The following is a 25,740-nucleotide window of genomic DNA, read 5'->3' as shown; positions in this document are numbered from 1 at the left end:
AGTGGAGAAAAAAGGAGGGATTTCCAAATGGCCTCATTAATTTATCATGTTGCCGTATCGTTAGACAATTTCATTGCCGATCAAGCCATGATGGACGGAAATATCGACAGCACACTCTTTTTATTTGAGGGAGAACATGTACCGGACTTTTTATCTGAAATTCAGGAATATGTTGCTGTGCTAATGGGCGCCAAAACCTACGAGTTTGGGTTCAAATTTGGTGCCAAGCCAGGCGAACCAGGCTATAAGGGAATCAAGCATTATATTTTCTCAAACTCCATGCAGTTTGAATCCAATGCAGAAGTCGAGCTGGTCAAAGGCGATGCCATCGAATTTATCAAGAATCTCAAACAGCAAGAAAACGGCAAGCTATGGCTATGTGGGGGCGGTGAATTGGCGGGAGCGTTACTGGCACATCAACTGATTGATCAATTAGTGCTGAAAGTGAATCCGGTGATGGTCGGTGAAGGTGTCCCGCTATTTGGAAGTACGAAGCCACGTCTCAAACTCGAGTTAGTTGACATGAAACAGTACGCGAACGGCGTTACGAAGCCTACTTACAACATTATTTATATTTAATCTTGCTTACTAAGAGAAACGGGACCGCATTATTCGGCCCCGTTTCTTTTGAGAAATTACAGCGTAATCTTAACAGATTTTGATTACGTTACGTCCTGTAGCTCACGAACTGGAACTTCTGCTGCCAGTTTTGCTATTTCAGGATGGTCCCCAGCTCCAACACGACCGGACAATGATCGCTTCCCATCACCTGTGAGTCAATTCCCGCCCCGAGCAACGACGGAGCCAATCTCTCAGACGCGAGAAAATAATCAATACGCCACCCGATATTCCGTTCTCTTACTTTCGGCATGAAAGACCACCACGTATAGGCATCTGTTTGATCCGGATAAAAATATCGATAGGTATCCACAAACCCGCCTGCCAGCAAGCTTGTCATCTTCTCACGCTCTTCAGGAGTAAACCCGGAATTACCGCGATTGGACTTCGCATTTTTCAAATCAATCTCTTGATGGGCGACATTCAGATCCCCACAAACCACCACGGGCTTCTTCCCATCCAGCTGCAATAAGTAGTTCCGAAACCGATCCTCCCATTCCAGCCGATAATCCAATCTCGACAAATCACGCTTCGCATTCGGCGTGTATACAGTGACCAAGTAGAAATCCTGGAACTCCAACGTAATGACTCGTCCCTCAGGCTCATGATCTTCTTCCAAGCCGTAACGTACAGATAATGGTTCCATTTTTGTAAAAACAGCCGTTCCGGAATAACCCTTTTTCTCTGCGTAGTTCCAATATTGATGATACGCCTCGCCGATCTCCATCTCGATTTGACCTTCTTGCAGCTTCGTTTCCTGCAAGCAAAATATATCGGCATTCGCTTCCTTAAAGTACTCGTAAAAACCCTTGTTCACGCATGCGCGAAGTCCATTTACATTCCAAGAAATCAATTTCATCATCGCTAATCTCCTCGTCGCTATTCGTTAGATTCCATGGTACACTAACTTTGTTTTCAATTATAGGAGGTTACGATGATGGACATTGCAATAGGCATCGCATTCATGAGACTTCGTTAAAATCGACAAGCCCCCATGTAGGCTCAACCATTTTCAAAAACGTAGACCCCACTACCGTGAAAGTGAATGAATCCGGCTTGGATTTTCTTGCGATATTTGCAAATACGATAGATGGTGTTCCATGGGTATTGCGCCAACCGCGCCGGGACGATGTCGTGGAGACAGCCCGTTATGAGAAAAGGGTGCTAGATCTCGTTGCCAAACATCTGCGAGTCGAAGTACCGGATTGGCAGGTTCACACCTCTGAATTCATCGCTTATCCGATTCTGGGTGGCACACCGCTGGCGACGATCAATATGGAAACCAAAAATTATGACTGGTATTTGAATCCCGAATCCCTACCTGAACTGTGCATCCAAACGTGGGCGGAAGCATTGGTGGAATTACACAGTATTCATCATGATCTCGCTCGAGATGCTGGTATCCGCGTCAAGCAGCCTCGCCATGCACGAGCAAGCCTTCGAGAAAAGATGAATGAAATCAAACGCGTCTTTGGCGTTTCTGGGGCGCTATGGGATCGATGGCAAAAATGGCTTGCAGATGAAACATTCTGGCCTGCTCACTCTGCACTTGTGCATGGTGACCTCCATCCGGGGCATATCCTGGTTGCTGAAAACGGCAAGGTAACAGGGCTCCTGGATTGGACAGAGGCAGAAGTTTCTGACCCTGCTATTGATTTCACGGTCGTTTACCTGTTGTTCGGAGATACTGGCTTGGCCGATTTCATCCAACGGTATGAGAAGGCAGGAGGCCGTGTATGGTCGCGTATGCATGAGCATATCGTCGAAATGACGGCTGCGTATCCCGTCACTCTTGCCACCTTCGCATTGAAATCAGGGCTGGAAGAGTTCAAGATCATGGCACGACAAGCTCTGGGTGTCGACGAAAACGGCATAGAAATCACTTCCTAGATAAACCAACCACCGTCCCATATTGGAGGCGGTGGTTTTTTATGTAAATAGCTACATGGAGCCATTTCCCACTTGGAAGTAAGGTGTTACAATGAATCGGCTCATTTGGACAATCCTTTACTAAATAGATGGAGTGAATAGGATGAAACGCGGACTTCTTATTGGCATTGGTGCTGTAGCCGTAGTTGCAGGCGTGCTTACCATTCCTGTTGAGGCAGAACCCTCACCCGATACACGAGTCATATTGGAGCACACGAACAAGAGGTATATTTCACCCCCCTGTTATGAGCAAGCCAGCAAAACGAACAATCTAGCCGAAGCCGATATTCAAAAAGCGCAGGAATTAAATTATCAGCCAGAATCGAGCTGCACGGCAAATTCACTTGCCCCCATCAAGCAACCGATTGCTTCCTTACTCGCCGTAAATCTCGGAATCAAACAAAGCCGCTGGGATTGGTAACCCTGTATGCTATTTAAGAGGGGAACCGTAACAAGGCATCGACTATAAAAAAAGAGCGTTAGCTTCAGCAGCTAATGCTCTTTTTTTGCTTAATAGTACGGAGAAATCATAAGGTAAACAATGACACCCGTCGCACTGACATACAGCCACATCGGCATCGTCCAGCGGGCGATTTTTTTATGTTTTTCCACCTTCATGTTGAGTCCGCGTGCTGTCGTAATCAGCGCAAATGGAACGATGATTGCCGACAACAGAATATGTGTAATCAAGATGAAGTAATAAATCGGACGAAGAATTCCCTCTCCCCCGTAGGAAGTGCTAGGTGCCATTCCGTGGTAGATCACATACGAAACCAGGAAGAGAGCTGTTGTAGAGAAGGCTGCAAATATATATCCTCGGTGCATCTTTATGTTTTTGAACTTCACGATGGAAACAAGCGCAGCAATCAAAAATATAAAGGTAAAACTGTTCATGACCGCATTAAAAAACGGCAGAAACGTCAGGTCGAGATGGCCGAAATCATTGTTTTTCGGCATGAAGTACAAGATGGCGACAAGCGTGTTAATCGCTATGGTGAGAATAACGATAATCGGTGTATAGTTGCGTTGTTTCATTCTTATGCTCCTTTTTTCTCAGATCATGAATGAGTATCCCGCTTTAGTCTACCCATTGACGAGCCCGGACATTGGCTGCCGCAAACGGTTAACCAGTCCAGTCATCCTAATGATAAACGAAGTAGGTTTGCCGTACAAAGGCGATTTGATGAACAAAAAAGAGGACCAACAAATGTTGGCCCCCTTTCGTTATTTCTTGTTTGATTGCTCGTCCAGCGGTACTGCCTTGTTTATTCCGAGTGTAAAGAAGCTAATGACCACAATCGCCAAGAAGACAATCCCGGCAATCAGGGAGACGCGTGTCTCATCATTGATCCACATCCCGATGAGTACCATGATGAGAAAAGCAATGGTCAAATAGTTGGACACTGGGGCAAAAGGCATTTTGAATGGATGGTTGTCCATTTCAGCACCCTTTGCTTTTCGGAATCTGATTTGACTGATCAAAATGACAAACCATGGAACCATACCAGGTAGCAAACTTGCACTGTACACGTACACGAAGAGATTTTCTGGGGCAATATAGCTTAAGATAACCCCAATACCGAGGCCGATCAGAACACCAATCGTACCTAACAGCGGCACACCATTCGAAGATAGTTTGGTAAAAACTCTCGGCGCTTGGCCATTTACACCTAAGGTATACAGCATACGCCCTGCACTATAAATCCCGCTATTACAGCCAGACATGGCAGCAGTGATCACGACAAAGTTAATGAGACCTGCCGCTGCGGTAATACCAATTTTCGCAAAGGTAACAACGAAAGGACTACCGATTGCCTGCAATTGATCCCAAGGGTAAACGGTTACAATAACAAAAATCGCACCAATATAGAAAATCAAAATGCGCCAAATGATATTTTGAATCGCACTTCTTAATGTTTTTTTCGGGTCTTTTGCTTCCCCTGCTGTAATCCCGATGAGCTCGACACCTTGATACGCCCCAATCACCAAGGAAAGGGCAAAGAAAAAGCCTGTCCAACCGCCTGTAAAGAACCCGCCATTTTCCCACAGATTCGATAAGCCGATTGCGTTTCCACCATTTCCAATACCAAAGAAAATCAAACCAATCCCTGCAAAAATCATCAAAACGATCGTTACAATCTTGATCATGGCGAACCAAAACTCAAATTCACCAAATGACTTCACAGAAACCAGGTTCGCTATACCGAGTATCACCATGGCAATAATACCAGGTATCCAAGCAGGCAAATCTGGGAACCAGTACTTCATATACGTCCCGACAGCAATGATTTCCGCCATCCCGACAACGACCCACTGGAACCAGTTACTCCAAGCCGTTATATAACCTGCTAACGGGTGAATATACTTATGCCCAAAGGTTGCGAATGAACCAGTACTCGGTTCCAAATACAACATTTCACCCATTGCACGCATGATGAAAAAAATAAAAATTCCTACAATTGCATAAGCTAGCATGACGGATGGTCCTGTCCATTTGATCGTGCTGGCAGACCCCATAAATAGCCCAACACCAATCGTACCGCCTAAAGCAATCATTTGAATATGACGGGCTTCCAAGCCTCTCTTCAGTTCCTTGTTTCCCACGTAAGCTTCCTCTTCCTCTCTGCTGTTGGCGGTATTTCGGATAGCTTCTAGTCATTCTCGTTTTATTGATTGAAAAACTGCCCCTTACATATCTCTTCACTTCTTATCAAGCATTCCTACTAGTTAGTAAGATTATTCACCTCTCTTGCCTTACACTATATTGGTAGATTACTTCATATATTTTAATATGTTTTTATAATATCTACAATTATATTTACAAGGAAAATACTTGATAATCAAACATGCTTGCATTCAACCAGGAGAAAAATACATAGCAAATCAATTAATTCTGAATGTGTTTCTACTTATATAAGGATAAGCAGTATGAAAATTTCCCAGCAAAGAAATACTATCAGCGATTTCAAAATAGGAGGAAATGGAACCATGGAGCACTATTGGGCCGAACAGTATCGAGAGGGACTGCAAGCTTTTGGACAGCTGATGCCAGAGGCCTTGCGAGCATATAATGAATTCACCAGCCAATGCTTTTCGTCCGGTGAATTGTCATCCAAGCATAAGCACTTACAGGCACTGGCTATCTCCCTTTACTCCGGAAATGAGCACTGCATTGTTTATCATTTGGAAGCAGCTCTCAACGACGGAGTTTCCAAAAAAGAAATTGCTGAAACAGTAGCAGTAGCTGGAGCATTCGGCGGCGGAACCACCCTTTCGCATGGCGTCATATTAATCAACGATGTGATGGAGGACAAACAGGGAACGATTCAATGAGAAGATGCCGAAAATTCCTGTACCACTGCGTTTACAAAAGCACAACAATCGCCGAGATCTCTCTCGAACGATTGTTGTGCTTTTTAACCTCCTCGATTATTTAGGATGAAGCGCTCTTGCCATCGCATCTATATAGCTTTGGCTGGCTCTCTGGCTCACTTCCGCTTCGGGGACAAACACTTCAAAGCAGTGGTAGCATCCGGGATACAGATGAAATTCTACGTCTACGCCCGCTTGTGCAAGGCGCGTCACATATTCGATCGTCTCATCTCGGAACAGATCAAGCTGTCCTACGCACGTATACGTCGGCGGTAGCCCCGCCAAGCTTTCTGCTCTCGACGGCACCGCATATGCGGATACCTGACTGTCGTCGGCATCTTCGCCCAGGTACATGCGCCACGCAGCCAAATTATTCGTCCGGTTCCAAGTTGCATTCTCAGCCTCGATTTCGTAGCTCGACGCTGTACGATTACGGTTATCGATCATTGGATACAACGGCATCTGGAAGATAAGGGCTGGCCCGCCTTTATCGCGAGCCATTAAAGCAAGTGCTGCGGTCAGCCCCCCTCCCCCACTTGCACCAGCAATCGCAACCCGATCCACATCGATGCCGAGTGACTCAGCTTCGTCTGTCATCCACGTTAAACCAGCGTAACAGTCATGGATGGCAGCAGGATAAGGATGCTCGGGGGCCAGACGATAATCGACCGATACGACAATACAATTAGCCGCTTGTACAAAGCGTTCGCATAGAGCGTCATCCATATCGGGGTGCCCCATTACATAGCCTCCTCCGTGAATCCACAGCATAGCCGGAAGCTTACTGCCTGTTCGCTGGACGGGCTCGTATATTTTCGCTAGCATCTCTCCTGCTGCGCCCGGAATCATTCGACTTGTGGTACGTACGTGCACCGACTTCACAATAGGCGGATTTTTCAGCATGGACCTGCTCGACTCCAAATTTTCTTCCAGTTGAAAACCAGGGAATTGTGCTAATGTTTGCCTTAATTCTGGCAGTACTCGACGATGAAAGTCCACGTGAATCCCTCCATTAAGCAAATGTTGATTCTTGCTCTGTCTCTGCTTCCCACTTGATTATTTCCTCTCGCACCCGAGGCGCTACCTCCGTCCCTAGTAGCTCAATGGCTCTCATTACCTGTTCATGCGGCATCGTAGATATCGGTACATACATCATAAAGCGCGTCATGCCTACCTGTTTGCGAAGGTGGAAGATCTTTTGAGCTACCGTCTCCGGATCACCTACATACAATGCCCCCTCCAAGCTGCGTGCGGCATCGAAGGTAGCACGGTTATAATGCGCCCAGCCCCGCTCCCTTCCGATTTTATTCATTCCTGCCTGGGTAGAAGGAAAGAATGTATCTGCCGCCAGTTCCGTATCTTCTGCAACAAATCCCAGTGAATGGGAACCAACTGTTAATCGCGATACGTCATGACCAGCGTGCATGGCCACCTTTTTGTAAAGCTGCACAAGCGGTGCAAACTGTCGCGGACTTCCACCAATGATCGCCAGCATTAGTGGCAATCCCAGCAGACCCGCACGAACAACAGATTCCTGATTGCCTCCGCTGCCAATCCATATGGGTAAAGGATTCTGAACGGGCCGTGGATACACGCCCAAATTCTGAATAGCTGGTCGGTGACCGCCCCTCCAGGTTACCTTTTCGGACGCCTGTATTTTCAAGAGCAGTTCCAAATGTTCTTCAAACAGCTCATCATAGTCATTCAAGTCATAGCCGAACAGGGGAAAAGATTCGATAAAGGAACCGCGTCCGGCCATAATCTCTGCCCGTCCATTCGAAATGCCATCGAGTGTAGCAAAATCTTGGAAAACACGCACTGGATCAGCCGAAGAAAGCACTGTCACTGCACTGGTCAGCCGAATCCTTTTTGTCAGTGGCGCAGCCGCAGCCAGCACCATGGCTGGAGAAGAAGCAGCATAATCCTTGCGATGATGTTCACCTATGCCAAATACATCAAGCCCAACCCGATCAGCGAGGACGATTTCCTCGACAACCTCACGTAATCTCTGTGCATGGCTCATCACCTCACCAGTCTGAACATCCGGCGTCGTTTCCACAAACGAAGTAATACCAATTTCCACAGACCATCTCTCCTTTTGCAAAACTTGTATCAGTCAACAGCTCTGGAAGTATAATAGTTTCATTTGATATATCTTCATTTTGAAGTATTTCAGTAGCTCTATTTCCCTGGGTTAGCCGAAACGTGTCTGGTCACTGCCCAATACACCAGAGCCAACCCACTAACGGAGGCTCCGAGCAAGCAAACTCCCTCCCAACCAAAATGCGCATATGTATAGGTCGAGGTAATGGAGCCAGCAGAGGAGCCGATCGAATAGAAAACCATATACCCCGCCGTGAGTCGACTCCGCGCCTCTGCACCCAAGGTGAAGATCATACTTTGATTCGTAACATGCACCGCCTGTACCGCTAAATCAAGCAAAACGATACCGATCGCCAAGGCAAATAACGACTGTTCTAGATAGCTGATTAACAGCCACGATAGTAGCAATAGGCTCAAAGCAAAGCCCGTCGTCCTCTGGCCGTAACCCCGATCTGCAAGCTTCCCTGCCCTTGCTGCCGCTAGCGCTCCGGCAACTCCCACGAGACCAAACGCCCCGATTGCTGTATGCGACAAAGATAATGGCGGCGCACTCAGAGGCAGTACCAATGGCGTCCACAAAATGCTAAACGCAGCAAAAATCAGCATCGCCAGAACAGAGCGAATACGTAATAGCCGTTCTTGGGCGAACAACATCAGTACCGATCCAAGCAACTGGAGATAGGATAGTGGCTTTACCTCCCGTTCCCTATTTGGCAATACCCGAAATAACACGCAAACCAGTAACAATAGAAATGCAGCAGAGACCAGATATACGGAACGCCACCCCGCAAGATCTGTTAAAACTCCCGCAATGGTTCGGGCTAGAAGTATGCCAATGACGATTCCACTTGTAACTACTCCAACCACTCGACCTCGCTCAGCAGGAGCAGCCATGGTCGCCGCGAATGCAACAATCGTCTGCGTCACAACAGCAAGCAATCCGACCGCTGCTATACCTGCGAATAGTACCGTGCTGGTGGAAGCAGTCCCTACGATAATCAGCGCTACCACAGATAAAAACATCTGACCGATAATCAAGCGACGTTGGTTCCATAAATCGCCAAGCGGGACAAGCAACAACAGTCCTACCGCATAAAAGATTTGAGTAAGGGTGATCAGAATCCCAATGATGGAATAGTCAATTCTGAACTCACTCGACAAATGATCAAGTAGTGGCTGCGCGAAATAGATATTCGCAACTGACATCCCGCAAGCAACGGCAAACAATAGTGTTACATAGCGAGGCATGGGCGAATTGGCCGTTACTTTTTCAATAACTTCCTCCATCTGACTTCACCTTACCTCCTTTCATTTTTGGTTTAATCCACAATAACATACCGATCAGTACGTTATTGTGCCCAGTAAATATATCCCAACATTTCTTTTTCTGTCAACACCATTCTTTTTAGGTTCGAATAAACGAACCTGAAATTGACAATGCAGATAAAAATCAATAAAATATAAAATACCACTCAGTACAAAAAGCTTTATTGGCCGTTACATAGATTTGAATTCATGAGTAATGAAAGGAACTCTTTATGGCAAGAACACGCGAATTTGACGAAGAAAAAGTACTAGATGCAGCTATGCAGCTTTTTTGGGAGAAGGGGTATGAAGCTACCTCATTAAGTGATTTAACTTCCCGAATGGGCATCCAGCGCCCCAGTATTTACTCAACCTTTGGTGACAAAAAAGAATTGTTCGAAGCCGCACTACGCAGATACACGATGTCTCGTGCTTCGGAGATACGAACGAAGCTTCAAAACACGCCATCCGTAAAAGAGGCATTTCGCCATTTTTTCAAAGAGGTGGCCGACGAGGAATATACGGAAGGTCTCAGCCGAGGATGCTTTTGCATTAATACCATGGTCGAGCTAGCCCCTCATGATGAGAAATTTGAGATTTTGACAAGGGAACACCAAATGTACCTCTCTGTCATTTTTCAAGAAACGATTGAGCGTGGTATCCAATCAGGTGAACTCGATTCGAGTATAGACGCAAAAGCTACCGCCCAAGCACTTATCGTATCGCTAATTGGACTGACCGTAATCTTGAAATCTCGTCCAAATCGATCATTTGTTGATAATTCGATAGAGGTTACGCTTACGTTACTTACGTAAGCATTAGGACCAGCTTGGACAAAAAAAAGACCAACATCTGTTGGTCTCAGCCTGAAGAGAAACCCCCTTTTGGGGGATTTCTTTTTAGTATTGTTCAGCACGAAGTGCTGAAAAAAAGGATAGCCTGCACCTAACTTGCTTTCGCTAGGTGTAGCGCTATCCTTTTAATGTTTTGTACTGTTGCTGTCATCAATACCTGCTCTTGGACATTTTCACGTCCGCGTAACCTACAATAGCGAAGCCCATGCAGTTCTTTAGCATCTGCAAAGCTTCGCTCTATGGTTTGGTATCTTAATCTATATAAATATTTCCCCGATTTACTTAAACGGTTCTGTCGAACCCATTCCTTACTCTCTTCCCAAACGTGCCTGCTTATCACCTTTTGGTGATTTTTAGATCGGGTACACTCAGAAAGCCTTGGACAAGTTTTACATATTTCTTTATTGGACTTATACATCCTGTATCCGTTTCGATCGGTAGTCGAATAAGTAAGCGTATGTTTTTGAGGACATGTGTACACATCGCACTCCAGATCATATTTAAAGCGCCATTTAGCAAAAAGACCTTTAACAGGTGTAAAGGCACGATGACCGATGACAGCAAATACATTTATATCGTGAAGTGCCTTGCAGATTGGAGTAGTTAAATAACCAGCATCTAATGCAATAGCTTCAATTGTATCCTGAAACCCAAACTTCTCGATTTGGAGATTCAGCCTATCTATGTAAGGAACGGAATCATGGACATTGCCAGCAGTGACATGGACATCGGTAATAATATTGTACTTATGATCGACAGTCCGGTGATCGAGATAGAAAAAGCCTTCGGGCTTGCTGTCTCGAACCATGTAGCCACTTTCCGGATCCGTGGTACTCATCTTGATTTCCTTTTCTTCCTTCACACCCTCTCTAGGCTTCAATCCTTTTTTCCATGTACCTCACGGTCTTCATTAATTGCTACCTCTAAATCTTTGAGATAGGCACGACTCGTTTTCTCGATGACATGCTTCTTAAATTTTCGTTTATTCGCATTTGCTTTAAGATGCGTAGAATCACTTATCAATACACGTCCAGCGACCATTCGATGCTGAATCGCCAAGCGAACAATTTCATCAAAAATCTCCTGAAAAACATTTGTATTTTTAAAACGGGTTCGACGATTCCAACTGATTGTTGTGTGATCTGGAACTCGATCTGTTAAAGAAAGGCCAAGAAACCAACGATAGGCGATATTAGTCTGGATTTCTTTTTCGAGTTGCCTCTCTGAGCGGATACCGTAAAGGTATCCAATGAAAATCATTTTAAATAAAACAATAGGATCAATCGACGGTCTACCGTTATCCTCGCAATAATATTGACGTACTTTTTCTCGGATGAAGGAGAAATCTATATGTTTCTGGATGACCCTTAATAAATGGTCCTCTGGGACCAATTCATCAAGACACACAAATTCGTAATGCATTTGTGGATTTTTATCATTGGAGGTAAGCACAATAATCACCTACTATAAAATGTAATTATAAGAATTATAACAAATTAACGCGGTGTCGCTTTAAAATTAAGTGAAATAAAAATGGCTGTCGACTTTCTCGACAGCCTGAGACCAACATCTGTTGGTCTTTGGTCTTTCAATCTATCACTACAACTACTGTGTACGCTCCAATTTAAAACGCTGCACCAATAACTGCAACTCTTCCGCAATGTTGGCAAGATGCGCTGCCGATGCCGCCACTTCCTCCATCGAAGCATTCTGTTCTTCACTGGCTGCTGCGACTTGGTCGACCTCTTGTGCAGTGGCTTGGCTCATGGCGCTCGATTCACCAAAGGCTACAAGCATCGCCGTATTTGATTGCATTAACCGTTCGCTGACGCGGGCTACTTGTGCGAGGTGCGCGTCAATGCGGTTAATGGCCTCATACATCTCCGTAAAACGCTGCTCAACCGATTGTGTCAAATCACTTCCCGCGGTAGCAGAATCCACGCCTTCCTCCGTTCGTCTAACCATGTGAAGGACGCGATTCTGAACCTCGCCGATCAAACTGTCGATCCTTTCAGCAGCAGAGCCTGTCTGATCAGCCAGCTTGCGTACCTCATCAGCGACGACAGAGAACCCGCGACCTTCTTGCCCGGCACGCGCCGCTTCAATAGCAGCATTCAACGCAAGCAAATTCGTCTGAGAGGCGATATCCTGGATAAAATTCGTCACCCCACTAATTTCTTCAGCAACCTGTTTTAATTCCTCCATCTCCTGCTTAGAACGGGCAGAATGTTCCACGATCATATTCACCTGTTGTCTTGCCGCTCCAAGGGACTCCTCTCCGGTATTAGCCAGACCTGTAATGAGCTGCGACATTTCCGTGCTCTCACGCAGGATGCGGATGGCATCATCCAGCTCCTGTTGCGCTTGCGTTGCCGATTGCTTCACGGTATCTATACTCTGATTCATATCGGAAGACATAGACGCTATTTCTTGCATAGAGGCAGCGACTTGTTCAATCGTTTGCACGTTCTCCTCCGAATTCGCAGACAGATGGTGGGAGGAAGCAGAGATTTGCTCGGAATGATCGGTAATTTGACGCAGGACATCGGACAACGTTTGCGACATCGTATTGAAGTTGGATTGCAGCTGCCCAATCTCATCCGTTCTTCCACTCGCGATAGACCGGACCATCCCCCTGCGCGATTAAGTCGGTCAGTTGCTTCAATTGCAGAATGGGTCGCACCGTGCGTTTCATGAATATCCAAACGAACAGGGCAATGAGGGCAAGCAACAGTACGATGAACAAAAATGAGGTCCGCAACAGTGGCCCCGTTTTTTGATTGATTTCATTCCAATCTATCACGGAAACGACGTTCAATCCGAGCGAATTTTGCTTGTTGAAATGATAATATTCACGAAGCTCGTCATCATCCACTTCGAAAGAACCCTCCGCTCCATCACGCATCACTTGGAAGCGATTGTCTTCAAGCGGCTTGCCCTGCGGGAATCGTGGATGCGACATTGTCACATTGTTCTGATCGAACAAGCTGACATATCCCTTTTCTCCGATCTTGTACGTCTTTACCAGCTCGTTTAAGTGATCGATAGAAACGTCGATTCCCGCTACTCCTTTACCATCGGAGAGCGTCTTGGCAAACGTAATCACGTAACCTCCGCTTATCGCGTCGATATAAGGCGGCGTCACAACGACCTGCCCTTTATGCTGCATCGCTTCCTTGTACCATTCACGGGTAGTCGGATCAATTTCCTTTTTCGCCGAATTGTAATATCGATTGTCGTAGTACATGAACGCAGCCAAAACATTATCGATGTCTTTCTCTATGTTGCGAATGCGATCATAGATATACGTATCCGCACTTTGCCCCGGCGGAACTTGAACATCCGCAAAGCTATTGATCGTAGCAGAATAATCCTCGTACGAATTATTGAGCACTTGTGTAATCATCGTGGTAACCGATTCGACTTGGGACAACAATTCGTGCTCTAACTGGTTGCGCGCCAGTTGTGTCAAGGTCAGGCTAAGAACGACAGAGGGAACAACAATAAGCAAGACGAGCAAAAACAGGATCTGCTTAGATAGCGATGCTTTATAACCAGTAATCATTTTCTTTATCATCTATGATGACTCCTCTCTAGTGAAGTAGAATAACGAGTTGCAACGCAAACAACGCCTCACCGGTCGTTAGAGGCGCGTTCCTATCAGGCTAAATTCATACCTATGCCCATATTTTCTACATGAACATTTATGCAAAATATATTTTCCCTGTTAGTACCTATTTGAAACTTCAGGGCATCAAACAAGTAAAATTTGGAAAACTTCTTTCCGATACAAATAATAACCAAATACCAGTAATCCGCATTCTGGATTGGCTGACGTTTTGGCCAACGACTCGATTCATGAAAGGAGGTATCATCATTCATGTTCTCTGTTACACCTAGATACGCCATAAGCTCGTCTGTCCAGTATAGAAGCCCGGGAATTCACCCACAGCCGAAAGCACTGGAGCACGACCGTAACAAAAAGCAGGATCATCTAACGATTAGCCAGCAAGGCCTACAGCTAAGCAGTGGGAACAACGCTCCCAATAAGAATAAGATGCTGCAAAGCCTCATGGAACAAAAGCAAGCGATGCTAGAGAGACGGAACAACTACTCTGCGGATGCGGTTGAAAAACTGACAGACCCAAAAGTCATGAAAGAACGACTGGATGAGATGGACAAACAGATCGAGGAAATCGATACGCAGATGAAACTAATTCAGTTGGAAGAACAACGCAAGGCGAGAGGCACGGATGAAGAGCAGGGCAAGGAACAAAAAGCTTCCGAGATCGCCCCCAAACAAGATGAATCCCTACAATCCTCCTCTAACCTCCATGCTGTTGTAACGGCAACCCACCATCTCAAGAATATGCACAGTGTAAAACGCGCTCAGATTACCTTGGAATTAGAGGCGAAGGCGTGGGAACCCGCGTCAAAGGACGGAGATTTTACGAAGTCAGAAGAACTGAAGCGGAAGGCAGAAGGCTTGGACGGCAAACTGCTAAAGATGGCTGACGAGATCGACAAAAGGCTTGAGAAATCTCAAGATACTAATCAGGCAGAACGTTCTTCTAACGACAAGCAAGCAGATGAGCAAAAGAAAAACCCTTATCTGCAAAAGCGAATGGAAAACCAACAAGTGTCTGGATCTACCATCGATTGGATTGCATAACTTGTAAGCGAGAAACCTCCTGCTGCTACACATTGATAGCTCTGGAGGTTTTTTCAGTTTGTTTTCAGAGGAAAATACCGGGAAACCCGGGCGAATGGCTATCAAATTGGCTATTAAACAGTTGTTTAAAATGGCGCAAAGGCCACCCTCAAAGGGGCTGTTGACAAAAAGGGTTAGGGACCCAATGCCCTAACCCTTTTGCCGTTTTTTCACTTATACGTCGTCGGATTGTTTTGTTTCGTAACCTGTGATTAGTTTGCTTTTATCATTCGTTTAATGTTAATTGCCATTGCAGAAAAGAGGCAGTGTTCGGATACATTTCGAATGCCTCTTTTGTATGTTTCTTTTAAGTTATGCTGCCTTTTCATTGTACCGAAGGTACCCTCGCACCATATTCTTCTTTGCCTTTGGATAACACTGTACTCTTGGCTTTGCTTCCTTGCTTGGTTGCGTTCTTTAGCCTCTTGGAATAATGGTCTTTCTATTGTTTTGCGAGATGCGGTTTGTCCAAAACATTGTTGGCGTAACTCACAGGACTTACAGTCCTTTGTTTGGGCAGCATAAATTTTGCTATAACTTTGTTTCCAACTGTGCCACTTAACATGAGTAAATTGAAGTGCCTTGCCATTCGAGCAATAATAGGCATCGTTCATTTCATCAAATGTAAATTGTACTGACCTTTCGGTCTGATCAATAACACCTTTTATCGGAGAGATATAACCGGTTATCTTTAAATTTTCTAATTCATGGTGTACTCCAGAGCGATCATACCCTTTATCTGCGCCTACTTTGCCAATATGTAAACCAAATTTCTCTTTTTGTATCTGTAATCGCTTTATAAATGGTTCGTGGTCATTCACATTAGCAGCCGTAACGTGTATATCAGTTATGATTCCATGCTTAACGTCCACACTGGTATGCGCTAAATAGTGAAATCCCTTGGGTTTATTAGGACGGTTCAATAAACCTGACTCCGGGTCTGTTGTGCTCTGTTTTACTTCCTTCTCAGGAGGAGAGGTTTTAGGTTTTCTTCCTCGTTTTTTCCTAGTGGGATCGTTATCTCTGTCTTTTTTAATTCTCCGTGCTTCCTTTTCTAGCTCTTCAAGGTACTCAGTAGGCTTTTTCTCCACTAAAACTTTTTCTGACCTATTAATCGATGCATTCGCTTTGATGTGAGTAGAATCAACAACAATTATTTCCCCAGTAACTAAACCAGTTCGAATACATTCCGAGACGATGTGATCGAAGATCTCCTGAAAAATATGACTTTCTTTAAATCTACGACGGCGGTTCTGGCTCAGTGTGGAATGATCGGGAACAGTGTCAGTTAAGTCCAATCCTAAAAACCATCGATAGGCCAAATTCACTTGGATTTCTTGTTCCAACTTCCTTTCGGAAGGGATGCCATAAAGATACCCGATAAGGATCATTTTCATTAACAAAACGGGATCAACTGAGCGACGACCTACAGGCGAGTATAAGTGTTGCACTTTCTCATAGATAAAAGAAAAATCAATCTTATTACGAACAACACGTAAAAAATGATTCTCGGGTACAAGATCATCCAAATTTAAGAACATAAACTGGTGCTGTTTGTCTCCATCGATTCCCATCATGAGATAGCCCTCCAAAATAAAAAGAACCGTATAGAAATGATTTCTACACGATTCCCAGAAACCCCTATCTCTACGGCAATTTGTCAACAGCCCCTCAAAGGATGGCCTTCTGCTAACATCGCGTCACCGTCGGAATTGTTCCTTCGAGTCGGTGTCTTTCGGGACTGGCGATCAGCGATTGCTGGAGCGTGTTTCATATGCACCTGGTTTATGTCTAACTTTTTCTTTTAACATCACTTGTAAAATCAGTGCAGCAACGATAGCGATCGCCACGCCACTCATACCTAGCCACGTAATTGACGATAAGGATACTTGATCAACAGCGATGCCTCCAATTCCAGCCCCTGCCGCCATCGCGAGCTGCATCATAGATTGGTTTAGACCAAGCATTACCCCTGAATTATTCGGTGCAATCCGAACTAAATTAAACTGTTGCGTTGGTCCGGAAGACCAAGCGGCGAAGGACCATAATACCAATATCGCGATCACCGTAAACGGTTCATGTGAGATAGATACGGTAATGGAGAGCAAAATGAGAGCTGCAACATGCAGAAGCATTCCACCAAGTAATGTAGGAGATACTCCCCATTTGTCCGTACTGTAACCACCGAATTTGGAACCGATCAGACTAGCTAAACCGAACGCCAATAAAGCGCTACTCAACAAATTTTCACTTATATCAGCGGCTTCGAGAAGATAAGGAGATATATAAGTATAGGCAATGGAATACCCACCCAGCCAAAAGAACGTAACCGATAAACCAAGCCCGACTTTCGGGTTTTTCAACAGTGCTAATTGCTTCGAAAGAGGTACGGGTACATCTCCTTTTACTTGTGGGATCGTGCGGGACAGGACAATCATCGCCAAAAGACCTGCAATTGCAATAAACCCGAATACTGATTGCCATTCAAATGCGGCTGCCGCTACTCGTCCAAGGGGAACACCGATAATTAAAGATGCTGTAAATCCCATAATGACAGTTGCGATCGAACTTGCCTGCTTGCCTTCAGGAGAGATCTTGGCCGCGATATCTAACGCAGTCACAACCACCATTCCAGCACCTATAGCCATGATCACACGGGCCATAATAAAGAATTCAAACCCCTGAAGAGCGAACGACAGTATATTGGCAACTACGAAAATTCCTAGTGCACTAACAAGAAGCCTCCTCCTATCCATTTTCGCCGTTATGGCCATCATCACAGGAGTTAAAATGGCATAAACAAATGAAAAGATAGTAACCAGCTGCCCTGCCGCTGTAATGGAGATACCCATCGTATCCGAGATCTTATCCAGAATGCCGGAGATTACATACTCTGAAGTACCCACTAGAAAACTGACCAATGACAAAAAGTAAACCTTCCACGTATTCGACATGAATAGCACCCCTCAAAATTTAGACATATTAAGATATGTCGATATGAATCTTGAAATAAAACTGAATACTCCATGAAGCATTCAGCTTTACTCCATTATATTTGACTGCTAAAAAAAGCGCCTATTTCACGTATTTTTTCCTCGTCCCTGGTATAGTACGTATATTTCCCAATACGCTCCGTCTTGATCAGCCCAGCGCGTTGGAGAATGGACAAATATTGGGACGCAGTGGACTGAGTCATATTCAATTTCTCAGTTATTTGACTGACGCATACCCCGATCTTTCTCATATCCACTCCTTCATGGGGTATAAAATGTTTTTCAGGCTCTTTTAACCAATGTAGAATTTGGAGTCTAGACTCGTTGGACAGCGCTTTAAAAATTTCAATTGGATCCATACGCATTATTATATCGGGAATTGTCGATATGTCAATGACTTCTGAAATGACACCCACCCGTGAGAGCGGGTGGGTTTTTTCAAAGATTCCGTCATTACTGGCTCAACGAATCAAGCGAAGTGCGAACTTGATTGGCAAACGAATAGTTATTTCTAGCATCCCAGTTGATAGACCAGGTCATAACTCCTTGGAACTGCGGATAACCAGCTGGATTTTGGAGTTTGTAGGTTCCCCCAAAAGACGTACCCTTTACCAAATAGTGAAGGGCTTTCTGGATATCGGCAGGAGATGTATAGCCTCCCCCGGCAGCACTTGAAGCAGAAGGCAGCCCGATCGCGACTTGGTTTTCCCTCAAGGCTGGAAACATGTTGTTTGGATTACGCCCGATAGGGAATCCTTTCAACAGCATTTCTGCCATCGCTACTTGGAAATCAGCCGTTCCTTGTTGATACGTACGACCATTCAATGCTTCCAGCGCTCCAGAATTATAGTGCTGAACGTGGATATAATTCATCCGGTCGCGAAGGGCATGAATCACAGGCAGATAAGCGCCCCACGGCCCACCATAGGCAGCGTAACCTCCTTGGACATAAGCCGTTTCTGGAGCCATTGTCAAAATGAAAGATGGGCCAAATGTATTCGTGATCGTCTGAGTCGCTGCGATCAAGTTTATAATTTTGGGCGTTGTCGGATTTCTAAAATCAGTGTCCCCCGCATTTAGCGACAAGGAGCTTCCTTCCAGATCAATATCCATACCATCAAACCCGTACGTTTGAATAATCGAGGTCATCGAGGTAATAAAACTTTGTTTGGCAGCTTCCGTCGTCAGCTCGACTGTACCATTCGCTCCGCCAATCGAGATGAGGACCTTCTTCCCCTTTGACTGTAACAAGGCGATATCCGACTTAAATTCCTCAACGGATGCATTGAACGGCACGAATCCCATTGTCGCATGATCGCCACCGACTGGTTCAGCGAACGCAACATTGATTACATCGTATTTATCTGAGACATCTCTTAGCTTGAGTACTGTAGAACCATTGTCAAAATTATGCCAGTAGCCGATTAAAACTCGTTTGGACACCGGTTCATTCGGGGATGTAGATAAAGTGGTTATCGTTATCGAGGTGCTGGGTGGGGATACATTGCCCGCGGCATCTTTTGCCTGGATCGTGAATGAATAAGTCGTATTTGCTAGAAGCCCTGTCACGGTATAGGATGTTGTACTCGCTATACCAGCGAGTGTATCTCCGTTGTAGACGAGATACTCCTTAACAGCTCTGTCATCCGTAGAAGCTGACCAAGACAAGCTAACCGAACTACTCGTTTTCCCTACTTCACTAAGATTTGTGGGGGACGTAGGTGGAATGGTATCGGGAGCAGAGGGACCTTGCAGCTGCCACAGTGTCGGTACGTTGGGCGGTTCCCACCCGACAAGCGATGTATGAGCAAATGTACATTTGTAATCTTGCCCTTGATACGTAACCATGTCTCCTACCTTGTATACAGTGTTGGGAGTCCACAGTGTCATGGCGTGAGAAGACTGCGGGAATAGAGAAAAAATTAAGAGAAGCGATAGTACTACCAAAACTCCTGTTTTTCTCATCAAAAAATACATCAAACAAAGCCTCCTTCATTTTTACTTGTGCAAAAAAGATGCCTCATACAAATGAGCTAATATAAAGATATACTTATATTTGAAAAAAATGTATTTTTTTGAATAACATATACATAAGAAAATCTCTATCGGCATTGACAACGTTTTCACAGAATAATAGAATACACTTACGACAAGTTAACTATGATGGAGATTCGGAGACTCATACTTTTTGGCACTTTCATTTTTGAAAGCGCCATTAAAGTATGGGTTTTTTTACGTGCATCTCCGTCTTTGTTAGAAATCATCTAGGGGGAGGAATATGATGCTCAAACTGTTTAAGCCTGCACCGCCTATTGACAGATTGCCTGACGAACAAATTGATTCTGAGTATAAAAAGCTCAGGCTTCAAGTGTTTCTCGGAATCTTCATCGGTTATGCGGCGTACTATCTCATCCGCAAAAACTTCTCGCTCGCCATGCCTTATTTGATCGAAGAAGGATTTACAAAAACAGATCTCGGTTTTGCGTTATCCGCCATTTCGATTTCCTACGGGATCAGCAAGTTTGTAATGGCCATTTTTTCAGACCGAAGCAACCCGCGAATGTTCTTGCCTGCCGGTTTGATTCTTTCTGCACTTATCAGTTTATTGATGGGAGTTGTTCCTTACTTCACCTCATCCGTCACGATCATGTTTGTGATGCTGTTCCTGAGCGGTTGGTTCCAGGGAATGGGCTGGCCTCCATCCGGGCGTGTCCTCGTACACTGGTTTAGTGTAAGTGAAAGAGGAAACAAAACAGCCATTTGGAATGTAGCCCATAACGTTGGCGGAGGCTTGATGGCTCCCCTCGCTGTAGCAGGTGTATCGATGTTCACCTGGCTTTCGGGTAATACCTCTTCCGGGTTTGAAGGCGTGTTTATCCTTCCTGCTCTGGTTGCCATTGTCTTTGGATTCATTACGTATTTCTTAATTCGCGATACTCCGCAGTCAGTCGGCCTGCCGCCTATTGAAGAATATCGCAATGACTATCCAAACAAAGAGAAGAAAACGTTTGAAACAGAATTCTCCACTAAAGAAATCCTTTTCAAATACGTATTGAACAACAAATGGGTTTGGGCAATCGCGATTGCCAACATCTTCGTCTACTTCGTCCGTTACGGCGTTCTGGACTGGGCGCCGACCTATTTGAGTGAAGAAAAAGGCTTTGATATGAGCAAATCGAGCGTTGCTTACTTCCTGTACGAATGGGCAGGTATCCCGGGAACGCTTCTGTGCGGCTGGCTGTCTGATAAATTGTTCAAGGGCCGCCGTGGACCCGCAGGGTTTGTCTTTATGCTCGGCGTATTGATCGCTGTTCTGGTCTACTGGTTCAACCCACCTGGAAATTCCGTAGTCGATATGATTTGCCTGATCGCTATCGGTTTCCTGATTTACGGTCCAGTCATGCTGATTGGTTTGCAAGCCCTTGATTTTGTTCCGAAAAAGGCTGCCGGAACCGCTGCAGGACTTACCGGTCTGTTTGGTTACCTAGGCGGTACAGTCACCGCGAACGCATTGATGGGGGTTATCGTTGATGCCTCCGGCTGGGATGCAGGATTTATGTTGCTGACAGCTTCGTGCGCATTGGCTGCTCTTGTTTTTGCCCTTACGTGGAATGTGCGTGGGCAGGAAGTCGTTAAAAATCATTAAAATAGCAAAAAGAAGGATGAAAATCGTTATGATTTTTATCCTTCTTTTTTTATCAAAACCGATCCCCCGATCCAGAGTGGCCTAAGCTAAACATTTAATACTACATTTTCCAGCTGACTGGAATAAGAATTGTCATGCTAGAACAAAATAGGACAAGTTTCTTTTTAGGACTGTAATGAGGCTGCAAAGGAGGAAAACCATGTGGAAAACAATTGTTTCAAAGCTTCCTGCCTGGCCAGTTTTTATTCAAGCCGCAGTCGTTTTTCTTGTTCCTTATGCGATTTCAAGATTATTTCATTGGATTCGTACAACGGAGGAAGAGTGATATAGATGGAAAGTATCGCTCCATTTACAGACGATTACCTATCGAATTTGAATCTTATCCGTCAGGAAATCGCCCAAAACGCAGATGTGCATATCCGCGAATTTTCTTTCGGACAGACTGCCAGTCGTGCTTCCATTATTTTTGTAGATGGGTTATCCGATCGCGATCTCATCGATAATACTATTCTGAAAACGCTCATGAATGATTCTGTGGCAGTGATGGTACAGGAGAATTCTTCGGGGGACGTTTCTGTATCCAAAGATTTTTTCATCAATCATGTGCTTTCGATCCATGAAATACTGGAATGCCGGGATGTATACGATCTGAGGACAAAAGTATTGACTGGCTTTACGGCACTGTTGATTGAAGGGACCGCAAATGCTCTCCTTCTTAATACCGTAAAAGTAAAAACAAGAAATATAGATGAACCTGTCTCAGAATCTTTGGTTAGAGGCCCTAGAGTAGGCTTCACGGAAACGTTAAGCGAAAATACCGCCCTCTTGCGCAGACACGGTGAAAATGGAGATCTTCTCTTCCTAAAATTTCAGGTGGGAGAGCGTGCAAAAAAAGAGCTGATTATCGCCTATATGAAAGAGATTGCGAATCCCGCGTTGGTTGAAGAAGTAAAAAATCGAATTACGAAAATTAAAATTGACCATGTGCCGGAATCCGGCTATGTGGAGCAACTTATTGAAGATAATTATCTCAGCCCATTCCCGCAGGCGCAGAGCACAGAACGGCCTGACCGCGTCATCAGTGCATTAATGGAAGGACGAGTGGCCATCTTGCTGGATGGTACTCCTTTTGCCTTAATCGTTCCAGTGACGTTCAGCATGCTCCTGCAATCGCCTGAAGACTATTATGAGCGCTGGATTCCAAGCACATTCATTCGCTTGTTGCGCTTTTTCACTGCCTTTTCTTCCTTGCTTATACCGGCCCTCTATATTTCCTTTATCTCTTTTCACCAAGGGTTAATTCCTACCGAATTGGCTATTTCCATCATCAGCACTCGACAAGGAGTTCCATTTCCCGCTCTGTTGGAGGCACTGATCATGGAAGTTTCTATCGAGATTATGAGAGAAGCCGGTCTTCGATTGCCAAAACCAATCGGCCCTGCCATCGGGATTGTCGGTGGACTGATTATTGGTCAAGCTGCAGTACAAGCAGGTATTGTCAGCCCAATTATGGTAATCGTCGTGGCTGTCACTGCTATTTCCTCCTTTGCCATTCCGTCATACAACCTAGGTATTTCCTTACGTCTCATTCGGTTTTTGGTCATGTTCTCCGCAGCCATGTTTGGATTGTACGGGGTGATTTTGTTTTTTCTCTTGCTTACGAGTCATTTGGTAAAACTAAAAAGTTTTGGTGTACCTTATGTTACTCCTGCTGTTCCCTATCGGTTAAGGGATTGGAAAGATTTCATGGTGCGCATGCCACTCATGATGATGAAACGCCGTCCAAAAATGCTGCATACGAAAGAGCCGACTCGCAAAGGATAACCACTCAGTATAGTAGGTGAAGCCCAAAATGTTACCCACCCGAAATGATCGGATCACCACCTCCCAAACAGCAGTGATCATCATCAACTTTATATTGGGAGCGGGAATCCTTACCCTGCCTAGAATCTCAGTGGAAAAAGCAAAGACACCGGATGTTTGGATAAGTGTCCTCATTGGCGGTTTACTCGCGATGCTCGCTGGGATAATCATTGTAAAATTAAGCCAGCGGTTCCCTGAGAAAACGTTTTTTGAATACAGCCAGGAAATTGCAGGGGAATGGGTTGGAAGGATGCTTAGCCTTCTGATCATCTGTTATTTTTGTTTGACCTCATCTCTTCAAGTCCGATCTATGGCTGAAGTAACAACCTTTTACTTGCTGGAGAAAACCCCAATGTGGGCCATTGTTATGGTATTTTTGTGGGTTGCTCTTTATCTTGTCATAGGTGGCATCAATTGTCTCGCCCGTATGTTTGAGATTATCTTGCCAATTACTGTCCTCTTTTTTTTGGTGGTTTCCTTGATGAGCATAAAAATTTTTGAAATCGATCATCTTCGTCCCGTATTGGGGCTGGGGTGGAAACCGGTGTTCGATGGGATTAAACCAACTGCGCTCGCCTATACCGGTTTTGAAATAATGATGATTCTGGTGGTATACATGAGACAGCCAAATAAAGGCGTGAAAGCCGTTGTGGTGGGAATTAGCGCCTCGTTGATCTTTTACCTGATGACAGTCGTGATGGTCATTGGGGCGTTTTCAATCGATGGAGTCGTCACAAGGACATGGCCGACCATTGATCTCATACGAAGCTTTGAAATTACCGGTTTACTCTTTGAACGGTTTGAATCGTTGCTGCTCGTATTATGGATTATGCAAATCTTTTCTACTTTCACGTTGGCTTACTACTCAGCCGCTCTAGGCCTCGCCCAGCTCTTCAAGAAAAATATGGAGCCGTTTCTATTCGGATTGCTGCCTGTTATCTACATCATTACGATGACTCCAAAAGAAATCAATAGTGTATTTGCACTTGGAGATTTTGTGGGCGATGCAGCCTTTCTCTTATTTGGTGTAATGCCCCTTCTCCTTCTTATTATTTCTGGCTGGAAGGTGGGTAAGCATGAAGCAAAGTCATCATCGTGAGTGGCTCCTCCTCTTGACATCATTATCTGTTTTCCTGCTCTTCTTACTGACCGGATGCTGGAGCAGCAAAGATATCGACAAGATGGGTGTAGGCATCGGTTTGGCATTGGATGCCAGCAACAAATCAAATGTTGAAAAAAAGCTGGAAAAGCAGGGAAAGAGCCCTCCTCACGTTGACACAATCACCATGACCTATCAATTTATTAACCCAAAAGCAACAAGCAAAGAAAGCAGTTCGGCAGGACCACAACAAAAAGCATATTTGAATGCGTCCCAAACCGGTGAATCTATCCTTCCAATCATCCGTGAATTTTCATTGAGTCATGATGCCCCCTTGTTCAGCCCGCACTTAAAAGTCATTGTGATTAGCGAGGCTCTGTTACACACACATCGTTTGGAATCTTTGCTGGATCTATTTCTGCGAGATAATGAAATACGTCCAAGCTGCTTGGTATTTGTTAGTAACGGGAATGCCCGCGATGTCTTGGAAACCAAAAAACCTGGAGAATTGCCAGCACTGAATTTGCTTGGAATCGTAGATAACCGAAACCGAACAGCCAAAATTTTACCTCCTGTGCCACTCGCCAAATTAACGGCCAAGTTGAATTCCGAATCAAGCTTTCTCTTGCAAAATGTTGCCGCTTCTAACAAGGAAGTGAAGTTTGAGGGGGCAGCCGTAATCAATGGAAAGACAAAAAAATGGGCGGGATTTTTAAACGAAGTGGATTTGGAGGGCATAACGTGGATAACCGGAAAAGGTAAAGGAGGGCTAGTGAGAAGCCTTGACAAGGAGACAGGTCAACTGATCATTTATGAGATCGAAACCATGGAGAGCAAAATCACTCCCCATGTTGACGGAAACAAGATTTCCTTTGATGTGCATATCAATTCGAAGGGACGCTTGTCTGAAAATTGGGTGTTGGACGCGAATCCTTTTAAAAAGGAATTCCTGAAAAGGGTGGAAAAAGCGGCTGAATTGGAAGTACGGAAACTGGTCAAGAGTGTCACAGCAAAAATGCAAAACCATTTCCATGCGGATGTTGCCGGATTCGGAGAACGTTTGCGAATCGAGTATCCAAAAACGTGGGAGAAAGTAAAAAAAGATTGGGATCAAACATTCAGCACTGTACCCATCACTTACTTCGTAAAGCTTACCACTACTGATTTCGGCGCATCAGGGCCTAGCAAGTGAAGCTTCCTTTCGTTCTGTTATCCATTAATTGCGATTGGAGTAAGATGCCCCCTCT

General features: G+C 44.9%; 24 protein-coding genes. 11 read left to right on the top strand and 13 right to left on the bottom strand.

What is annotated here, in order from left to right; all coding sequences use genetic code 11:
* The first annotated feature begins 27 nt into the window (after positions 1 to 27).
* A complete protein-coding gene (locus ACUUHJ_RS02040) occupies positions 28 to 579 on the top strand; it encodes a dihydrofolate reductase family protein (RefSeq protein WP_472298145.1) in 552 nt (183 codons plus the stop codon).
* 133 nt (positions 580 to 712) lie between these two features.
* On the opposite strand, the gene ACUUHJ_RS02035 is transcribed toward ACUUHJ_RS02040, so the two are convergent.
* Positions 713 to 1,477, bottom strand: coding sequence for an exodeoxyribonuclease III (locus tag ACUUHJ_RS02035; RefSeq protein WP_472301128.1), 765 nt, complete (start codon positions 1,475 to 1,477; stop codon positions 713 to 715).
* Between the two features lie 149 nt (positions 1,478 to 1,626).
* Here ACUUHJ_RS02035 and mphJ point away from each other — a divergent pair, with 149 nt between their 5' ends.
* Together mphJ and ACUUHJ_RS02025 are read left to right on the top strand one after the other, a co-directional pair.
* Positions 1,627 to 2,508 carry a macrolide 2'-phosphotransferase MphJ gene (gene mphJ / locus ACUUHJ_RS02030; protein WP_472301126.1) on the top strand — a complete coding sequence of 294 codons (882 nt, stop codon included), beginning with the start codon at positions 1,627 to 1,629 and terminating at the stop codon, positions 2,506 to 2,508.
* 142 nt (positions 2,509 to 2,650) lie between these two features.
* Positions 2,651 to 2,968 (top strand): hypothetical protein, encoded by a 318-nt coding sequence (locus ACUUHJ_RS02025; RefSeq protein WP_472298144.1) that lies wholly within the window; start codon positions 2,651 to 2,653, stop codon positions 2,966 to 2,968.
* An 89-nt stretch (positions 2,969 to 3,057) separates the two neighbouring features.
* Here ACUUHJ_RS02025 and ACUUHJ_RS02020 read toward each other — a convergent pair whose 3' ends face one another.
* Both ACUUHJ_RS02020 and ACUUHJ_RS02015 read right to left on the bottom strand, forming a co-directional pair.
* Positions 3,058 to 3,582 carry a DUF420 domain-containing protein gene (locus ACUUHJ_RS02020; RefSeq protein ID WP_472298143.1) on the bottom strand — a complete coding sequence of 175 codons (525 nt, stop codon included), beginning with the start codon at positions 3,580 to 3,582 and terminating at the stop codon, positions 3,058 to 3,060.
* Positions 3,583 to 3,771: 189 nt separating this feature from the next.
* The gene (locus ACUUHJ_RS02015; RefSeq protein WP_289675728.1) at positions 3,772 to 5,151 is read right to left on the bottom strand and encodes an amino acid permease; all 1,380 of its coding nucleotides are present in this window, start codon (positions 5,149 to 5,151) and stop codon (positions 3,772 to 3,774) included.
* Between the two features lie 384 nt (positions 5,152 to 5,535).
* Here ACUUHJ_RS02015 and ACUUHJ_RS02010 point away from each other — a divergent pair, with 384 nt between their 5' ends.
* Positions 5,536 to 5,880: a carboxymuconolactone decarboxylase family protein gene (locus tag ACUUHJ_RS02010; protein ID WP_472298142.1), complete on the top strand. Its 345-nt coding sequence runs from the start codon at positions 5,536 to 5,538 to the stop codon at positions 5,878 to 5,880.
* A gap of 96 nt (positions 5,881 to 5,976) precedes the next feature.
* Here ACUUHJ_RS02010 and ACUUHJ_RS02005 read toward each other — a convergent pair whose 3' ends face one another.
* The 3 genes from ACUUHJ_RS02005 to ACUUHJ_RS01995 all read right to left on the bottom strand — a co-directional run bounded on the left by ACUUHJ_RS02005 (position 5,977) and on the right by ACUUHJ_RS01995 (position 9,309).
* Complete coding sequence (locus ACUUHJ_RS02005; protein WP_472298141.1) at positions 5,977 to 6,918, bottom strand: alpha/beta hydrolase; 942 nt, start codon at positions 6,916 to 6,918, stop codon at positions 5,977 to 5,979.
* Between the two features lie 13 nt (positions 6,919 to 6,931).
* Positions 6,932 to 8,002: an LLM class flavin-dependent oxidoreductase gene (locus tag ACUUHJ_RS02000; RefSeq protein ID WP_472298140.1), complete on the bottom strand. Its 1,071-nt coding sequence runs from the start codon at positions 8,000 to 8,002 to the stop codon at positions 6,932 to 6,934.
* Between the two features lie 98 nt (positions 8,003 to 8,100).
* Positions 8,101 to 9,309 carry an MFS transporter gene (locus ACUUHJ_RS01995; protein WP_472298139.1) on the bottom strand — a complete coding sequence of 403 codons (1,209 nt, stop codon included), beginning with the start codon at positions 9,307 to 9,309 and terminating at the stop codon, positions 8,101 to 8,103.
* 251 nt (positions 9,310 to 9,560) lie between these two features.
* Here ACUUHJ_RS01995 and ACUUHJ_RS01990 point away from each other — a divergent pair, with 251 nt between their 5' ends.
* Complete coding sequence (locus ACUUHJ_RS01990) at positions 9,561 to 10,142, top strand: TetR/AcrR family transcriptional regulator (RefSeq protein ID WP_472298138.1); 582 nt, start codon at positions 9,561 to 9,563, stop codon at positions 10,140 to 10,142.
* A gap of 130 nt (positions 10,143 to 10,272) precedes the next feature.
* Here ACUUHJ_RS01990 and ACUUHJ_RS01985 read toward each other — a convergent pair.
* The 3 genes from ACUUHJ_RS01985 to ACUUHJ_RS01975 form a co-directional block, all read right to left on the bottom strand.
* Positions 10,273 to 11,603 (bottom strand): IS1182 family transposase gene (locus ACUUHJ_RS01985; protein ID WP_472301122.1). Its coding sequence is split into 2 segments (ribosomal slippage): positions 10,273 to 11,063 and positions 11,063 to 11,603, totalling 1,332 coding nucleotides; the frame shifts between segments, so codons are not numbered across the junction.
* Positions 11,604 to 11,786: 183 nt separating this feature from the next.
* Positions 11,787 to 12,812, bottom strand: a complete 1,026-nt coding sequence (locus ACUUHJ_RS01980) for a methyl-accepting chemotaxis protein (protein WP_472298137.1) — start codon at positions 12,810 to 12,812, stop codon at positions 11,787 to 11,789.
* The gene (locus ACUUHJ_RS01975; protein WP_472298136.1) at positions 12,778 to 13,758 is read right to left on the bottom strand and encodes a cache domain-containing protein; all 981 of its coding nucleotides are present in this window, start codon (positions 13,756 to 13,758) and stop codon (positions 12,778 to 12,780) included. Before ACUUHJ_RS01975 ends, ACUUHJ_RS01980 begins: the two co-directional genes overlap by 35 nt.
* 303 nt (positions 13,759 to 14,061) lie before the next feature.
* On the opposite strand from ACUUHJ_RS01975, the gene ACUUHJ_RS01970 reads away from it, so the two are divergent.
* On the top strand, positions 14,062 to 14,853 hold the full coding sequence (locus ACUUHJ_RS01970; protein WP_472298135.1) for a hypothetical protein: 792 nt from the start codon (positions 14,062 to 14,064) through the stop codon (positions 14,851 to 14,853).
* 251 nt (positions 14,854 to 15,104) lie between these two features.
* Here ACUUHJ_RS01970 and ACUUHJ_RS01965 read toward each other — a convergent pair whose 3' ends face one another.
* The 4 genes from ACUUHJ_RS01965 to ACUUHJ_RS01950 form a co-directional block, all read right to left on the bottom strand.
* Positions 15,105 to 16,469, bottom strand: coding sequence for an IS1182 family transposase (locus ACUUHJ_RS01965; protein ID WP_472298067.1), 1,365 nt, complete (start codon positions 16,467 to 16,469; stop codon positions 15,105 to 15,107).
* A 171-nt stretch (positions 16,470 to 16,640) separates the two neighbouring features.
* Complete coding sequence (locus ACUUHJ_RS01960) at positions 16,641 to 17,846, bottom strand: MFS transporter (protein WP_472298134.1); 1,206 nt, start codon at positions 17,844 to 17,846, stop codon at positions 16,641 to 16,643.
* Between the two features lie 95 nt (positions 17,847 to 17,941).
* Positions 17,942 to 18,244: an ArsR/SmtB family transcription factor gene (locus ACUUHJ_RS01955; RefSeq protein ID WP_064203332.1), complete on the bottom strand. Its 303-nt coding sequence runs from the start codon at positions 18,242 to 18,244 to the stop codon at positions 17,942 to 17,944.
* 94 nt (positions 18,245 to 18,338) lie between these two features.
* Positions 18,339 to 19,862, bottom strand: a complete 1,524-nt coding sequence (locus ACUUHJ_RS01950) for a chitinase (RefSeq protein ID WP_472298133.1) — start codon at positions 19,860 to 19,862, stop codon at positions 18,339 to 18,341.
* A gap of 304 nt (positions 19,863 to 20,166) precedes the next feature.
* Here ACUUHJ_RS01950 and glpT point away from each other — a divergent pair, with 304 nt between their 5' ends.
* The 5 genes from glpT to ACUUHJ_RS01925 all read left to right on the top strand — a co-directional run bounded on the left by glpT (position 20,167) and on the right by ACUUHJ_RS01925 (position 25,685).
* Positions 20,167 to 21,531 (top strand): glycerol-3-phosphate transporter, encoded by a 1,365-nt coding sequence (gene glpT, locus ACUUHJ_RS01945; RefSeq protein ID WP_142498872.1) that lies wholly within the window; start codon positions 20,167 to 20,169, stop codon positions 21,529 to 21,531.
* 199 nt (positions 21,532 to 21,730) lie between these two features.
* Complete coding sequence (locus ACUUHJ_RS01940) at positions 21,731 to 21,856, top strand: hypothetical protein (RefSeq protein WP_289675715.1); 126 nt, start codon at positions 21,731 to 21,733, stop codon at positions 21,854 to 21,856.
* A gap of 5 nt (positions 21,857 to 21,861) precedes the next feature.
* Positions 21,862 to 23,355 carry a spore germination protein gene (locus ACUUHJ_RS01935; protein WP_289675714.1) on the top strand — a complete coding sequence of 498 codons (1,494 nt, stop codon included), beginning with the start codon at positions 21,862 to 21,864 and terminating at the stop codon, positions 23,353 to 23,355.
* Between the two features lie 28 nt (positions 23,356 to 23,383).
* Positions 23,384 to 24,493 carry a spore germination protein gene (locus tag ACUUHJ_RS01930; RefSeq protein WP_289675712.1) on the top strand — a complete coding sequence of 370 codons (1,110 nt, stop codon included), beginning with the start codon at positions 23,384 to 23,386 and terminating at the stop codon, positions 24,491 to 24,493.
* Entirely contained in the window at positions 24,471 to 25,685 is a 1,215-nt protein-coding gene (locus ACUUHJ_RS01925) for a Ger(x)C family spore germination protein (protein ID WP_289675711.1), read from the top strand. Before ACUUHJ_RS01930 ends, ACUUHJ_RS01925 begins: the two co-directional genes overlap by 23 nt.
* The last annotated feature ends 55 nt before the right edge of the window (positions 25,686 to 25,740 follow it).

This window comes from Brevibacillus schisleri, from assembly GCF_055685845.1.
This window is presented reverse-complemented; position numbering and strand designations above follow the sequence as displayed.